Here is a 15,005-nt window from a genome sequence, read left to right on the forward strand (position 1 = left end):
ATATATGCGTAGCCTGTGAAAAAGTGTCATACAAATTAAAATGAATCAAGTTGTTTTTACCACATGTTTCCTAATGATGTATACAACATCCTAATTAAATTATCCTTCTACTTTAATGAACAAAAAAGAATTCTTTACATCTATTTACCTGCTGTACATAAAAACAAAAAAAGTCGTTCCCTTCTTTAAAAGGAAACGACTTTTCACTATAAACACTTACTCTATATTATCTACCGCGTCTCTGCTGACCTTGCTTTTTGCTATTTTTCTTTTCACTTGGTTTATGAAATGATCGTTGTTTTGTATTCTTTGATCCCCCAGGGTTATCTTTTTGACCGTATTGACCTGTTTTCTTTGGTTTTTTGATTTGCTGTTTTTTCTTTTTTTCACTCGCATCATCGTTTTGTTTAACAGGTAGTTCCAACTCTTGTCTTTGCAACGTTGCGCCAATGCCTTTTTCAATCTCTTTTAAATACATTTCATCTTTCGGTGCAACGAATGTAATTGCAAGGCCTGATCCACCAGCGCGTCCAGTTCGGCCAATTCGGTGTATATAACTCTCTACATCTTCTGGAATGTCATAGTTAAATACATGTGTTACGCCTTCTACATCTAATCCACGAGCTGCTACATCTGTTGCGATTAAATATTGAATTTTCGCATCACGAAAACTCTTCATTACTCGTTCCCGTTTTCCTTGAGATAAATCACCATGAAGCTCATCGCAGTTATAGCCGTACCCTTTTAAATCATCATATAACTTACTCGCTCTACGCTTTGTACGACAAAAAATAACTGCTAAAAACGGCTGATCCCGGTCCATCACATGGCGCAGTGCATCTTGCTTTGTCCGATCTGTCGTTTCAATAATACCTTGCTTAATATTATTCACCGTTACTTCCGCACTTTGAATTTGAATCATCTCAGGTTCTTTCATATAGCGCTTCGCAAGCTTTTTAATATCTTTTGGCATCGTCGCTGAAAATAACATCGTTTGTTTACTCTCAGGTGTTTCTTCTAAAATGTCTTCTATATCATATAAAAAGCCGAAATGAAGCATTTGATCTGCTTCATCTAATACAAGCATAGAAACATTGGATAATACAATCGTTTCGCGGCGTAAATGGTCTAATAAACGTCCTGGTGTTGCCACAACAATGTGCGTATTTCCTTTTAACTTTCTCATTTGCTGCGCAACATCTTGACCACCATATATCGCAAGAACATTGATATTTTCTTGATGAACAAGCATTTTTTCAATTTCAGTTGTGATTTGTAGTGCTAATTCTCTAGTTGGTGCAACAATTAAAGCTTGTACATCACTTGACTCAGGATCAATTTTTTCTAGAATTGGTAAGACGAACGCCAATGTCTTCCCTGTTCCTGTTTTTGCTTGCCCAATTATATCTTTTCCAGCCATAACAACCGGGATTGCTTTCTCTTGAATTGGCGTTGCTTCAGCAATCCCATTTTCACGTAATGTATGATTAAATGTCTCACTAATTCCTAATTCTAAAAAGTTTTTCAAACAGATCACTTCTTTTCCTCATTTTTCACATTAAGCTCTCATTGTACCACTTGTTTCGCTAAATATGAAAAATAAGATAATTCTTATCTCCTTTTTTTATGCTCACTATGAATGATTTGGATTAGTTCTTTCTGTTTCTCTTTTGATTTTGTTAGCAATTTCATATTTGTAGGTAACAAAATCAGCCTCTTGATTTTCCGATTATTCCAAATAATCCCTGTATACCTTGTATCTTCATGTACATCTCGAAACCATTCTTGTTCACTTAGCTGCGCAATATGATATTTTAATTTCGCGTCAGTCCTCGGATAGAACAGAATAATATCGGCTATTACATCAAACAAAAGCCACATGTTTTCTCCCCCCAATATTCTTCTTTTTTACTCATATGAGTATGAACAACAAGAAAGAAATGATAAAAAGGGTTATTTTGTCGATTGTTTGTCTATCCTTTTAAAAAATCTATATTTTTAAGCGCATTTACATAATGTTAAATATACTTTTACAAAATTAATGAAAAAACGAAATAAGGAGTGATTATATGGAGAAACAGAAATTATGGAAAAAATTAAATGAAGGTGCAACGAAATTAGGAAAATCCGGTGTGTATGAGAGCATTATTTTATATTACACTTTAAAAAAGAACGGACTGCCTACTAAAGCCAAAATAATTATATTAGCTGCGCTTTCCTATTATGTATGGTCAATCGATTTCATCCCAGATTTAGCAGCTATTATTGGAATCGGCCTGTTAGATGATGTTATCGCAATTGCTTGGGCACATAGATATATCATGGTACATACAAATGCAGAAATTCGAGAAAAAGGAAAAGTAAAGATGGAATCCTTATTTGGAGCAACACATACATAATGCATCAAACAAGAAAGACGGTCTTCATAACCGTCTTTTCTGTACTATACATGTACTTGTTCTATCTGCATTTGTAAGCAATCCAACATTCTTTTCATTTCACGTTCTTTATAGTGATTTAAGCAAGCAATTTGAATCCAGTTATTTTGTTGTAAATAGTTTGATTCATAATGGATAATAAACCCTTGCAATGCTAATGAATCTCCTATTTCCTTAGAAGAAAGTTCTTTATCTAATGCAATTGTAAGAATGATAGATGAAGCATACTTTTTTTGAGATACAAGTTGTAATTCCATATTGGTAACAGCTGCTTCAATAAAGGTATACATCTTATATATTTTCTTAAATTTGTTTTCATCTTCAAGATTCTTTAATGCTTCTTGTAAGGCGCATATTAAATTCCAAGACTGAGAGTACGGTACACTTCTGTTCTCTGTGTACATTCCTATATCCATGTACACAGAGAAAGTTGCAGTCGGATTTACAGTATGATTATAAAATACAAAAGAGAGCCCAGTGTATGCTCCAATTGCTTTTCCGCTAATTCCTCTATTTCATTGTATAAAAATGGTCTCCCCATTTCTCTTTCATATGTATCAAACGATAAGTTTGCTCGAATCGCCTGCTTGATTAAACGATTTCCAAACTCACCATTTGTTAAAACGAATCCACGTCCCTTTAATAACTTTAGCTGTAAAGCGATTGAATCATTAGCAATAATCGTTCTTTCACATTCTCCATCGCAGCTTTAAATTGAATGGAACGATGCGAAATTGGATTAGAAGCAAATGCTTGCTGGACATTTTCTGCGATTTCTACGGGTCCAGGTCAAAATGTATATTCTTTCGTCACAAGACTTGTAATACTAGATTGTTCAAACATTTTTCGGGTGATATCCATCGGCTAAAATGAGCGCTAAATCATACCCATTTAGAAGCAAATAGCGATGCAAAAATCGAATCAATCCGAGTAAAGCTCTTCCGTTTCGATATTCTTGCTCCACAGCTAATAAACGAATTTCATATACACGATCACCACGTTCTGGTAACCACTCCTCTAAATGAGGTATTTAAATACGTATTTTCTTCATGGAACAAATCTATACGTTTGCGCTCTTCTGTTTGTTCATGCTGCGGAATTTCTTCTACGAATGTTTTATAATTTAGTTTATGAATACTTTCAAACTCCCATGCTTGATCAGCAATTTTATACATTAGCCCCATGTTTTAATCCCCTTTATTTTCTATGTGCGTACAAAATCAATATAATAATGCAAACACTTAATACAATCGCTACCATAGAATAAGAGTATGCAATCATACAAAGTGGTAAACAAGCGATTGTAATTAAACCAGCCTTTGTAAAACTCTTAAAAATTAAATAAAACAAAATAAATATAAGTACCAGAGTGAGCGCTATCAAATAATTGAACACAATCAGTCCGCCAATAAATGTCGAAATTCCCTTTCCGCCTTTATATTTAAAGAAAATTGGATATATATGACCTACAACAACTGCTAGTAGCGAGATTAATAGAAATATAGACTCCCCAAATAAGATTCTTGCTACATAAACAACAATTGCTCCTTTAAGGACATCTCCTAGAAATGTAGCAATAAAATATACTTTTCCGTATAAACGCCCCATATTCCTCGCACCAGGATTTCCACTACCAACATCTCGAATATCTATCCCGTATTTCCATTTTATAATCATATATGCTGTTAATATGTTCCCAACCATATAAGCACCTATTACATACAGAAACTGGTTGATATGAATCATATAATCATTCACTTTCTATTTACTATTCTCAATACACTCTTCAAGCATAAGTGGCATAGAAGTAAGCCATACAATAAAATATGAAACTTGCTACCGTTGTAATTCCTATCAAATTCCATGCAATAACACGTACGGATTTAATATATTGTAAAATATATCCTATTGACCAGGCTATAAACAAACTTACAAGTATTATAACTTGCGGTTTATGCACCGGAACCTTATCAATTCCTATAATGGCTATAATATTCATACATACGATAAGCAAGAAGATCGGAAATGAAATTCTAAATAAAAAAATCCATATTTTAATCCCAAAATCCATATAACACCTCCTTTTTAAAGAAGACTGCTATATGGAAAAACTGTATTTAAAATAAAGTAGATTTTTTTACAGCTAAAAAATAAGCTCCTTTTGCTGATGAAATTTCACTCTGAATAAAATTTATTTCATTAATATAGTTTTCGCAATACCTCTTAAATTCAGCATATATTTCTGGTACAGAGCACAAAATTCCGCCTTTTACTGCAATTGAAATTGGTACTTCAAATGACATTTTCTTATACACGTCAACTGTAATTCTGGCTAATTCTTCACTAGCTTTTGATATAATTTTGAACGCATCATCATTACCTTTCCTTGCTTCCTCTATTACAAGGGGGGTAATCGCAGCAACCTGATCTTTCTGTGAGGAATATACAAGTTGTTTTATATCAAATGGTGTATGAATAGGAACTTGCTTTTGTATTACTCTGCTAAGATTGCAAAATTGCTCACCTTTATCATACTCGATTGTCATCCTTCTTAACGCCTGCAAAGCAATCCAATACCCACTCCCTTCATCTCCTAAAATATGGCCCCATCCTCCACTATACTCATATTCTGCTCCTTTTTTCCCTAAGCAGATAGCACCTGTTCCCGCTATTGTTAAAATACCATCGTTTCCTCCTAATAAGGCCGCATGTGCAATTACTGCATCATCATAAATTTCAATATTTGTTTGATATCTCGCTATTAAACGTTCCTTTAACACATTAATATCTATACTTTTCACACCCGCCAGCCCTAAACAAATACAAACGCAGTCCTCTTTAGACAAGCTTTGTTGACAATATTCAATTGCCTCCATAATATGCGATAAAGCTTTCTCATAATCTAGTAAAACATTTCCGAAACAGCTCATACTTCTTGCTATTTCTTTACCATTTTGGTCAAATGCAATCGCTTCTGTCTTCGTCCCACCACCGTCTACACCTATCATATACTTCATCTTTCCACCCACTTTTTCTTACCTCACAATTGGAGGGAATGTTACATTACCTAAAACGACAGGATGTCTTCTGTAGCACTTGGTACATTACTTGGATTACGATGATATGTTTCATTTGCTAGCACAGCAAAAGCAATTGCTTCTTTTGCGGATGATGAATACCCAATTTCCTCTTGTATAAGTACTTTACAGGGCGCCTCCTTCAAACTCTCTTTTATCATTTCTACAAGTGTTTTATTATAACTTCCACCTCCGTCAAGAATAACTTCATCAATATGATAATAAGGAGAAATAACTTTTTGATAATGATGAACAATCGAGTTTGCTGTAAACATCGTTACAGTAGCTACAATATCTTCCTTACGGTGCTCCTTAAATCGCTTTAGCAATTCATCTGTAAACTCTTCTCCAAACTGTTCTCTTCCTGTTGACTTAGGTGGAACAGTTTTAAAAAACGAATGACTCATACAAGAATAAAGCATTTCATTTATGACACTTCCTTGTCTTGCTATCTCACCATTTTTATCAAACGAGTACTGGAATAATCGCTGACATACTTCATCTATCACCATATTTCCTGGCCCCGTATCAAAGGCAATCACTTCTTGTTTAGATACTCGGCTTGGAATTACAGTTACATTCCCTATCCCACCAATATTTTGAAGTAATCGATTTTTATTTTGGTCTCTATATAAAATAAGTTCTGAATATGGAACAAGAGGGGCTCCTTGACCACCAGCCGCCATATCCATTGTTCGAAAATTTGAAATGACTGTTGTTCCTGTTTCATAGGCTATAACTGCGGGTTCTCCGATTTGTAGTGTCGATGGAACAATCGTCTTCTCTTGAACAGGCTGATGATAAATCGTTTGACCATGCGAGTCAATTAAATCTAATTGTTCTATTGGAAAATCAGATTGTTTACAGACTTTTTTCACTGCATTCGCAAAACATAGCCCGAGCTTAAAATTCAAACTACATATAAGTTGTACGTTAGAAGCTTCTATAGATAAGGCTTGCTGAATTTCATTTGTTATTTCTTTTGAAAACGGTACTGTAATAAAGCTGATTAGTTTCACCTTTAATCATGAAAGAAGTGATAGACTAGTTGCCTATCACTCTAATACATATCTGTATGATTTCTTCATATTTCGCATCATTACACGTTCACAGAACCTCACTCGCCATCACCACTCTTTTCGACTTCAATCATATTTTTATCGTACATTTTAAAAAATGGCAGATAGATAAGGAATGAGATTGCTATATTAATGAAGACTAACACAACAGCTCTCCAATCTCCACCCGTCGCTAAATATGCACCAATTGGAGCTGGTAATGTCCATGGCGGCATAATATAAGTTGGTGTAACCAGTCCCATTGCTGTTGCAGTATAAGCAATTGTCGCTGTTACTAATGGTGTAATAATAAAAGGAATAATTAAAATCGGGTTTAACACGATTGGAAGCCCAAATATAACTGGCTCATTAATATTAAAAATACCAGGTACAATACACGTTCTTGACAGCGCTTTGGAATACTTTGATCTACCGAAGACAATCATGGCTAATACAAGCCCTAATGTAGCTCCGGAACCACCAATCCATATAAACCATTGGTATAATGGTTCTGGTGCAATAAATGGTATACTGCTTGCTCCATCTGCAACTGCAGCAGAGTTTTTACCAAGATAAACTTCCCATAAAGGACGGGCAACTGTCCCAACAACAGAAACACCATGTATGCCAAATGACCAGAAGAATGTAATTAGAAACACAGGTAGAATAACTCCAAAATAACTATCACCAGCTTTTACTAATGGTGCAGCTAGCTTATCAACTAAATGATGTAAATCAATGCTAAAAACAACAGTAATAATACTCATAATAATAATAACGAAAGCAGCAGGTATAAGTGCTTCAAAAGAACGAGATACAGACGGTGGTACTTGCTCTGGCATTTTAATCATCACATTTTTCGTCTTACAGAATCTCAAAATCTCAACCGATAAAATGGAAACAATCATTGTAACAAATAACCCATGCCCTCCAAGGTTTGTCATTGGGAGCATAAATCCTTTCTTATCAATGAGTTCAGGTGTCAATGTAAGAAGTAATGAGCAGACTGCAAGCTGCGCTCCTGATAAGGCATCTAATTTGTAACTTTTCGCTAAATTATATCCAATACCAAAGGCGATATAGAGCGACATAATAAACATCGTTAACCGATACGGTATTAAAATACTCGTTTGATGTTTGGCTGCCCATAGTGAAATAAAACTATCCTTTGGAAGAGGCGGAAACGCCACAATTAGAAAGAAACTTCCTACAATAATAAACGGTAATGCTGAAATTACACCATCACGAATTGCTTGTAAATGCCTTTGCTCAGAAAGCCTCGCCATTGGACCAGATAAGTTATTCTCAAGAAATGAGACAAACTTATTCATCAAACTTCCCTCCTAACGGATTAATTCATTCACAGCCTTTAATAGCGTCGGTCCACCAAGTGGTGTATAAGCTTGTGGCGGAATTATACCACAAGGAACAGACTGCTCATCTGCTATTTTTTTCACTGCATCAAATCTATGCCTTACTTGCGGAGCAACCATTACAACGTCCCAGCCGTTCTTAACCTCTTCTTCCACTTCACTCGTTCCAATTGCGTGTACATCCATATTAATTCCCTTCTTCTCCGCTTCTTTTTTTAAAGCGTTTACAACAATTGAACTGGACATTCCTCCAGAGCATACAAACAGAACTTTCATTTCATAATCCTCCTATATGCTTTAAGTAATTTTTATCCTTTTTCAAGGACTGTCAAACCACCAACGAAAGGAAGTTTCACGTTATTAAAAATCATATGAAGAATGTAGACAAATTAGTTCTGACGAAATGAAATTTCAGAAAAAAATTTTTTTATGTTAAATAAAAGTTTCAGCCCCTACTTTCTCAATTGTGAATCTTATATTCACGTGATATAGTAGTCTCGAAAATAGAATATGTAAGGAGGCGTACGATTATTTTCAGAAAATTATTGATGAGTTGTTGTAGCGTCATCTTGATTATTCCCTTCTTGTTCATAAGCTCTAGGTTCACACAAGCTGAAGTACCTACTACGTATCAAAAACATGAATTACGCGCCGCATGGATTGCATCTGTTCTCAACATTGATTGGCCCTCTAAGCCAGGATTACCTATCGAAAAGCTGAAACAAGAATTTATCAAACTACTAGATGATGTAAAAAATCTAGGTATGAATACAGTTGTTGTTCAAATTAAACCAACCGCAGACGCTTTTTACCCTTCCCAATATGGCCCTTGGTCCGAATATCTCACAGGCATACAAGGAAAAGACCCCGGTTATGATCCACTCGCATTTATGATTGAAGAAGCACATAAAAGAAATCTTGAATTCCACGCTTGGATTAATCCCTACAGAATAACGATGAATCATACCGATATAAACCGATTAGCAGAAAACCACCCAGCAAAGCAACATCCCGATTGGGTCATACCCTACGGCGGGAAACTATACTATAATCCTGGTATTCCAGAAGTGAAAGCTTTTATAACGGAAGGTGCATTGGAAATTGTACAAAATTATGACATTGACGCACTTCACATGGACGATTATTTTTATCCCTACAAAGTAGCGGGTGAGGAAATTCCAGATCAAAACACATATGAAACATATAATAATGGGCGATTTTCTAACATTGAAGACTGGCGTCGTGATAATGTGAACCAACTTGTAAACGGATTAAATACTGCTATTAAACAAGAAAAATCTTATGTCAAATTTGGAATTAGTCCATTTGGAGTATGGAGGAATATTGCTGATGATCCAACCGGTTCTAATACAACTGCTGGACAAAGAAATTATGATGACCTATATGCTGACACACGAGAATGGATACAAAAAGGGTATATTGACTATATTACACCACAAATCTATTGGAATATCGGTTTTGCACCTGCAGCATATGACGTTTTACTAGATTGGTGGATAAAAGAAACAGAAAACAAACAAATTCACCTATATATTGGACAAGCTGCATATAAAATTAATAATAACTCAGTCCCCGCTTGGTCAGACCCTGAAGAATATCCAAGGCAAATTGCATTAAATCATCAATATTCACAAATAAAAGGTAGCATGCACTTTAGCCTTAAAGATATAAATAACAATCCATTAGGAATAAAAGATCGACTACAAAAAGATATTTATACACATCCTGCATTAATTCCACCAATGCCTTGGCTAGATCACGATCCACCTAAGCAACCTACTTTAAAAGGTGCTATTGCAAGAAATGATGGTATTGCCTTAGGAATCATCGATGATAGAAACAATGATTCTACGTATTATGCAATCTATCGAGTAAATGAAAAGAATGACGTTGACATTCAAAAAGCTGAAAACTTACTTACTACTGTACGAAAAACAAAACCTGGGGAAATTTATGTAGATAAAACAGCTGTGTCTGGTAAGACGTATACGTATGTGGTGACTGCTTTGGATCGGTTGCATAACGAGAGTATCCCTTCTAGCAAAACTACTATACAAGCGAAGTAATCATAAAATCCCTCACTCTATATATGAGGGATTTTACCTTACGCATATTCAAAAAACAAACTACCCAGGCTTAGGAAGGGTATGCATTTACTATATTTGATCTGTTCATCCATTTTTTCATGTTATATGGTTCTAATAGGGTTAAAGGTAGTATCCGGCGATATTGCTGTCATTTACCTTTAGACGTTTTTTCATTAACATATAAGTGGCTGTACAAACAAAAGCAAAAATAAAGCAGGAGGGGCTTTGCATCTGCCCTCTGCTTCTTATCCCCGAATCTGTCCATTCCCACGAATCACATATTTCGTGGAAGTCAATGCAGGCAATCCCATCGGCCCCCGCGCGTGCAGCTTTTGCGTGCTGATGCCGATTTCGGCGCCGAAGCCAAATTCAAAGCCGTCCGTAAAGCGAGTCGAAGCATTATGGTACAGCGCCGCGGCATCGACGGAAATGAAAAATTTACTGACATTTCCTTCGTTTTCTGTAATAATCGCTTCGGAATGCTTGGAGCCATAAGCATTGATGTGGCGAATCGCTTCTTCAACCGAGGAAACGATTTTGACTGCCAGCGTAAGAGACAAAAACTCTGTTTGCCAGTCTTCTTCTGAAGCAGGGACAAGAGATGAATCAATTGTCAAAGCTTTCTTATCCCCGCGTAGCTCCACTCCTTTTTCCTTCAAGAAGGAAAACAGCTCAGTACCGTAACGCTCCACCCAATTCTCATGAAGTACAATTGTTTCAATAGCGTTGCATACGGACGGGCGCTGTGTTTTAGCGTTTACAATAATGTCGAATGCCATCTGTTTATCTGCTGTTTCATCAATGAAAATGTGACAATTTCCCGCACCTGTTTCTAATACAGGGACAGACGCTTCTCTCACTACCATATCAATCAGCTGCTTGCCGCCTCTTGGAATAAGAACATCTAAGTACTCGTTCAATGTAAACAGCTGCTTTGCGCTTTCACGTGACGTATCTTCAATGAGCTGTACGCTGTCTGGAGGCAGGCTAGTTTGTTCGAGTGCCCGGTGAATGACAGCGACAATGGCTTTGTTGGAATAAATGGCGGAAGAACTACCGCGCAGAATCACCGCGTTTCCTGTTTTCAAGCAAATCGTGGCCGCATCCACCGTCACATTTGGCCTCGCCTCGTAAATCATCCCCACAACGCCGAGTGGCACGCGCACCTCCTGAATGGACAATCCGTTCGGCCGTTCCCATGCCGCCACGCACCCTCCGACAGGGTCACGCAAATCAATCAGCTGCCGGATGCCCTCTGCCATGTCAATGATGCGCTGTTCGTTCAACAGGAGGCGGTCAAGGAGTGATGCAGACATTCCTTTCGCTTTTCCTTGTTCGATATCCCGTTTGTTTTCCGTCAAAATGTAGGATGTCTCCGCCATCAATTTCTCAGCGATAGCCGCCAGCGCCTTATTTTTTTGATCCGTCGATTTGGCCACAAGCTCTCTCATAACCGCTTTCGCTTTTTGTCCCTTTGCTAATACTTCGTTCATTTTCACTTCCCCCTTTTAAAGATAAAATTTGAGACGTGTCTAACTCCGCCAGCTAGGCACTGCAACCCAAAACTCTCCTACACAGATATTAGTTGAATCGACCGGGCTCTTAACGTTCTGTTGCTCATCCTGTCTAAACATTCAAGTTACTGACGCTTTGAGCAGAGAAAAGGCAAAAAACGCCAGTTAAGACGAAAAGCCTTGGTTTTTGCACCTAAACAAGCCGGCTTCTGTTTTTCTTAAGATGAAACCCAATTATCCCTATGAATGACCTCGTAGCTATGCCTTTCTTCTCGCGCTTGAATGTCACGGCTCCGCATGCCTTTCAGCGCCCGCAATTCCTCTGCGCTATATCTGCACTGCCCTTTGCCGATTACGCGTCCTTTTTGCGTGATGACCTCCACCACTTCGCCGGCCTGAAAGATCCCGAACACGCCGGTAACACCAGCGGGCAGAAGACTTTTTCCATGATGGACGATAGCAGCGGCTGCGCCAGCATCCACCTCGATTTGTCCTCTCACGAGCGAATGCAATGCAATCCATTGCTTGTTCATCTTGATCACTTTTTGCGGCGTATTACCGATGTACGTTCCGTCACCTTTGCCTTTCAAAACATCTAAAAACTTCTCCTGTCCGCTTCCTGTTCCGATGAATACGCTCACACCGAGAGACAGCGCCGTCTTCGCCGCATCGATTTTCGATCTCATGCCGCCGGTACCGAGCTTTGAGCCAGCATCTCCGGCAAGAGCGTCAATTTCTTCCGTAACGTCAGGAAGAAAGTAATACTTTTTCGCGTCCGGATTTTTCTGAGGATTCCGGTCGTACAAACCGTTCACATCCGTAAAAATCATGAGCATATCTGCCGACACGAGCCCGCTTACTAAAGCCGACAGCATGTCATTATCTCCGAACGTTAGCTCCTCTACAGAAATAGAATCGTTTTCATTGATAATAGGCAAGGCAGAGCGGTCCAGCAGCTCTGATAAAGTTGCATAGGCATTGCTGTATTGTTCTTTTCTAGAAAAATCGCTTCTTGTTAGTAGAAGCTGCGCGGTAACAATCCCATATTTGAGGAATTCCTCTGTATACGCCTGCATTAAGAGACTTTGCCCGACAGCGGCGGCAGCCTGTTTTCCTTTGATTGTCACAGGCCGTCCGGGATACCCAAGAGCAGAGAAGCCTGCGGCAACGGCCCCGGATGTAATCAGCAAAATTTCATGTCCTTCCTGTTTCAGCCGTGCCAAGGCGGCAACGTGATCTGAAAGCTGTTCGCTAGAGATGCCGCCTTGATTCGCTGCCAAAGAACTGCTTCCAATTTTTATGACAATTCGTTGTTTTTTCACTTTTGTACCTCCTCGTCTAAAATGAAAATTTTTTTATAAGGTGTGCCGCTTCTTTTTTCGAATGGAAACAAAATACTCTTCTACCGCGTGCAATTTGCAGGGAAAAATCCCCTGCAAATGATGCCCATTTCGCAACAAAAATTCAAATAAAAAGACCGCTCCGCCCTTAAAAAGGACGAAACGGTCATCGTTCCGCGGTACCACCTTCATTGATATGATCCATATCCGCTTGTCGCCTGTAACGCAGGCATACGCTTAAACTTTCGTTTAAAACTCGGGGATAGGTTCGATAGTTTCTTTGCGAGGAATCTTTCAGCCTGCGGATTCCACTCTCTTGCGCAAGAAAACATATGTACTAGTTCCCTTCAACGATTTTAATTTTAATTTTAATTTTAATTTTAATTTTTTATATTATGCAATACAGTGGATTTTTATGTCAAGAGATGTTTTAAAAAACAAAGAAGGCTGCATATTTAATTTTTATTGATAAATGGAAATTATCGGGGTTTATAAAAATACAACACCATTCTTGGAAAATTGCACGCTAAGGACTAGAAAAATTTACTATGACAACGTTCTTAAAGGATAACCACATGTTCAGAAAGAAAACGCCAAAAATTAATTGATCACTGAATCTTGTACGCACTTTATTAACTTGATTATATCTAGAAAACGTTGATATAGTTTTCTGAACAAATATCTCTTAACGTACAACAAAAGAGGTATTTTGTATTAACACGTATAATTTTCCCGAAAGAATATAGTGCTTCATAAGTACTCTGTATATCAAATTGTTTTTTTTCAAATATTTTACGTAGCAATCCTTTCAATTTCCCCTTTTCATTATACTACTGATAATGATATGTTATATTCTCCAAAAGTATTTAAGATGTTATAGAGTGAAATATAATAAAAATTTCAAACTATAGAAAATATGCTTGTTTAGTACACAATAAAAGTGATTTCTATGCATATTTGGTATTGCAAAAAACAATGTACTCTCTTAAAATATTTTTTTATAGTAATCTCGATATTATTTATAATGCCTATTTCTCTTTTACAGGATATCACAAAGTTTTTTAGAATAATAAATTTCAATCTAATGAAATTTATACTAAAAGGAGCGAGAGCGAATTATTATGAACAAACAAATAGGATTCATAGGATGCGGAAATATGGGTATCGCTATGATAGGTGGAATGATTAACAAAAATATAGTTTCCTCAGATAAAATAATTTGTTCAGATTTAAATGTCATTAATTTAAAAAATGCTAGTGAAAAATACGATATAATCACAACTACTGACAACAATAAAGTAGCTAACAATGCTGATATTTTAATTTTATCAATCAAACCAGACCTATACTCATCAGTAATTAACCAAATAAAAGAGCAGATAAAAAGCGATGTAGTAGTAGTAACTATTGCTGCAGGGAAAAACATTAAGAGTACTGAGGACGCCTTTGGCAGAAAGTTAAAAGTTGTTAGAGTAATGCCTAATACACCTGCTCTTGTTGGAGAAGGAATGTCTGCATTATGTGCTAATAAAATGGTTACGGAAAAAGACCTAGAAGATATACTAACTATATTTAATAGTTTTGGCCAAACAGAGATAGTACATGAAAGATTAATGGACGTTGTAACATCTGTAAGTGGTTCTTCTCCAGCATATGTATATATGTTTATAGAAGCTATGGCAGATGCTGCTGTACTAGATGGTATGCCAAGAACTCAAGCATATAAATTCGCAGCCCAAGCTGTATTAGGTTCTGCAAAAATGGTACTTGAAACAGGAATACACCCAGGTGCACTTAAAGACATGGTTTGTTCTCCAGGTGGACGACAATAGAAGCTGTAGCAACGTTAGAAGAGAAAGGATTAAGAACAGCTATTATTTCGGCTATGAAGCATTGCACTCAAAAATCTATTGAAATATCCAAGTTAACTAATAAATAAGAAATAACTTATAGAATGTACCATAGCAACAAAAAATTCTATACTAAGAAAACAATTATTTATTTCCTCCTATATTTACAGATAATAAGGAGCAACTTCTAGGAATACTGTTCAGTTAATACCATTAATTAATAAAAATCCTGATTACAAATATAATT

Annotated in this window: 12 protein-coding genes, 3 pseudogenes and 1 other annotated feature; of the genes and pseudogenes, 3 read left to right on the forward strand and 12 right to left on the reverse strand. The window is 36.9% G+C overall.

From position 1 onward, the window contains the following. Nucleotides 1-226 precede the first annotated feature (226 nt). Nucleotides 227-1,537, reverse strand: a complete 1,311-nt coding sequence (locus MHH71_RS03320; protein ID WP_029426828.1) for a DEAD/DEAH box helicase — start codon at nt 1,535-1,537, stop codon at nt 227-229. A gap of 74 nt (nt 1,538-1,611) precedes the next feature. Continuing rightward, nucleotides 1,612-1,881 (reverse strand): hypothetical protein, encoded by a 270-nt coding sequence (locus MHH71_RS03325; protein WP_033798871.1) that lies wholly within the window; start codon nt 1,879-1,881, stop codon nt 1,612-1,614. A 188-nt stretch (nt 1,882-2,069) separates the two neighbouring features. Between MHH71_RS03325 and MHH71_RS03330 the strand changes: the two genes are divergently transcribed. Then, nucleotides 2,070-2,399 (forward strand): YkvA family protein, encoded by a 330-nt coding sequence (locus MHH71_RS03330; RefSeq protein ID WP_003197720.1) that lies wholly within the window; start codon nt 2,070-2,072, stop codon nt 2,397-2,399. 44 nt (nt 2,400-2,443) lie between these two features. Here the strand turns inward: MHH71_RS03330 and MHH71_RS03335 are convergent. From MHH71_RS03335 to MHH71_RS03365, 8 genes and pseudogenes are all read right to left on the reverse strand, one after another. Then, a pseudogene (locus MHH71_RS03335) lies at nt 2,444-3,447 on the reverse strand (aminotransferase class V-fold PLP-dependent enzyme); the annotation flags it as partial. Next, nucleotides 3,431-3,622 carry a hypothetical protein gene (locus MHH71_RS30515; RefSeq protein WP_018780463.1) on the reverse strand — a complete coding sequence of 64 codons (192 nt, stop codon included), beginning with the start codon at nt 3,620-3,622 and terminating at the stop codon, nt 3,431-3,433. The pseudogene MHH71_RS03335 and the gene MHH71_RS30515, both read right to left, overlap by 17 nt. 13 nt (nt 3,623-3,635) lie before the next feature. Continuing rightward, the gene (plsY, locus tag MHH71_RS03340) at nt 3,636-4,184 is read right to left on the reverse strand and encodes a glycerol-3-phosphate 1-O-acyltransferase PlsY (RefSeq protein WP_018780462.1); all 549 of its coding nucleotides are present in this window, start codon (nt 4,182-4,184) and stop codon (nt 3,636-3,638) included. Nucleotides 4,185-4,224: 40 nt separating this feature from the next. Beyond that, on the reverse strand, nt 4,225-4,509 hold the full coding sequence (locus MHH71_RS03345) for a hypothetical protein (protein WP_018767041.1): 285 nt from the start codon (nt 4,507-4,509) through the stop codon (nt 4,225-4,227). Nucleotides 4,510-4,555: 46 nt separating this feature from the next. Beyond that, the gene (locus MHH71_RS03350; RefSeq protein WP_018780461.1) at nt 4,556-5,455 is read right to left on the reverse strand and encodes a BadF/BadG/BcrA/BcrD ATPase family protein; all 900 of its coding nucleotides are present in this window, start codon (nt 5,453-5,455) and stop codon (nt 4,556-4,558) included. An 18-nt stretch (nt 5,456-5,473) separates the two neighbouring features. Continuing rightward, a pseudogene (gene anmK, locus MHH71_RS03355) lies at nt 5,474-6,537 on the reverse strand (anhydro-N-acetylmuramic acid kinase AnmK); the annotation flags it as partial. A 95-nt stretch (nt 6,538-6,632) separates the two neighbouring features. Next, nucleotides 6,633-7,904: a PTS sugar transporter subunit IIC gene (locus tag MHH71_RS03360; protein ID WP_018767039.1), complete on the reverse strand. Its 1,272-nt coding sequence runs from the start codon at nt 7,902-7,904 to the stop codon at nt 6,633-6,635. A gap of 12 nt (nt 7,905-7,916) precedes the next feature. Beyond that, entirely contained in the window at nt 7,917-8,222 is a 306-nt protein-coding gene (locus MHH71_RS03365) for a PTS sugar transporter subunit IIB (RefSeq protein WP_003197701.1), read from the reverse strand. A gap of 251 nt (nt 8,223-8,473) precedes the next feature. Here MHH71_RS03365 and MHH71_RS03370 point away from each other — a divergent pair, with 251 nt between their 5' ends. Continuing rightward, a complete protein-coding gene (locus MHH71_RS03370) occupies nt 8,474-10,033 on the forward strand; it encodes a glycoside hydrolase family 10 protein (RefSeq protein WP_026008672.1) in 1,560 nt (519 codons plus the stop codon). Nucleotides 10,034-10,299: 266 nt separating this feature from the next. On the opposite strand, the gene MHH71_RS03375 is transcribed toward MHH71_RS03370, so the two are convergent. Together MHH71_RS03375 and proB are read right to left on the reverse strand one after the other, a co-directional pair. Further along, nucleotides 10,300-11,547, reverse strand: a complete 1,248-nt coding sequence (locus MHH71_RS03375) for a glutamate-5-semialdehyde dehydrogenase (RefSeq protein ID WP_018767037.1) — start codon at nt 11,545-11,547, stop codon at nt 10,300-10,302. A 239-nt stretch (nt 11,548-11,786) separates the two neighbouring features. Continuing rightward, nucleotides 11,787-12,890 carry a glutamate 5-kinase gene (gene proB / locus MHH71_RS03380; RefSeq protein ID WP_006094865.1) on the reverse strand — a complete coding sequence of 368 codons (1,104 nt, stop codon included), beginning with the start codon at nt 12,888-12,890 and terminating at the stop codon, nt 11,787-11,789. A gap of 168 nt (nt 12,891-13,058) precedes the next feature. After that, nucleotides 13,059-13,268 (reverse strand) — a binding site (T-box leader). A 761-nt stretch (nt 13,269-14,029) separates the two neighbouring features. Here proB and proC point away from each other — a divergent pair. Then, nucleotides 14,030-14,847: pseudogene (gene proC, locus MHH71_RS03385) on the forward strand (pyrroline-5-carboxylate reductase). Nucleotides 14,848-15,005 lie beyond the last annotated feature (158 nt).

Source organism: Bacillus sp. FSL H8-0534 (genome assembly GCF_038005885.1).
GTDB classification, from domain to species: Bacteria; Bacillota; Bacilli; order Bacillales; family Bacillaceae_G; genus Bacillus_A; species Bacillus_A pseudomycoides.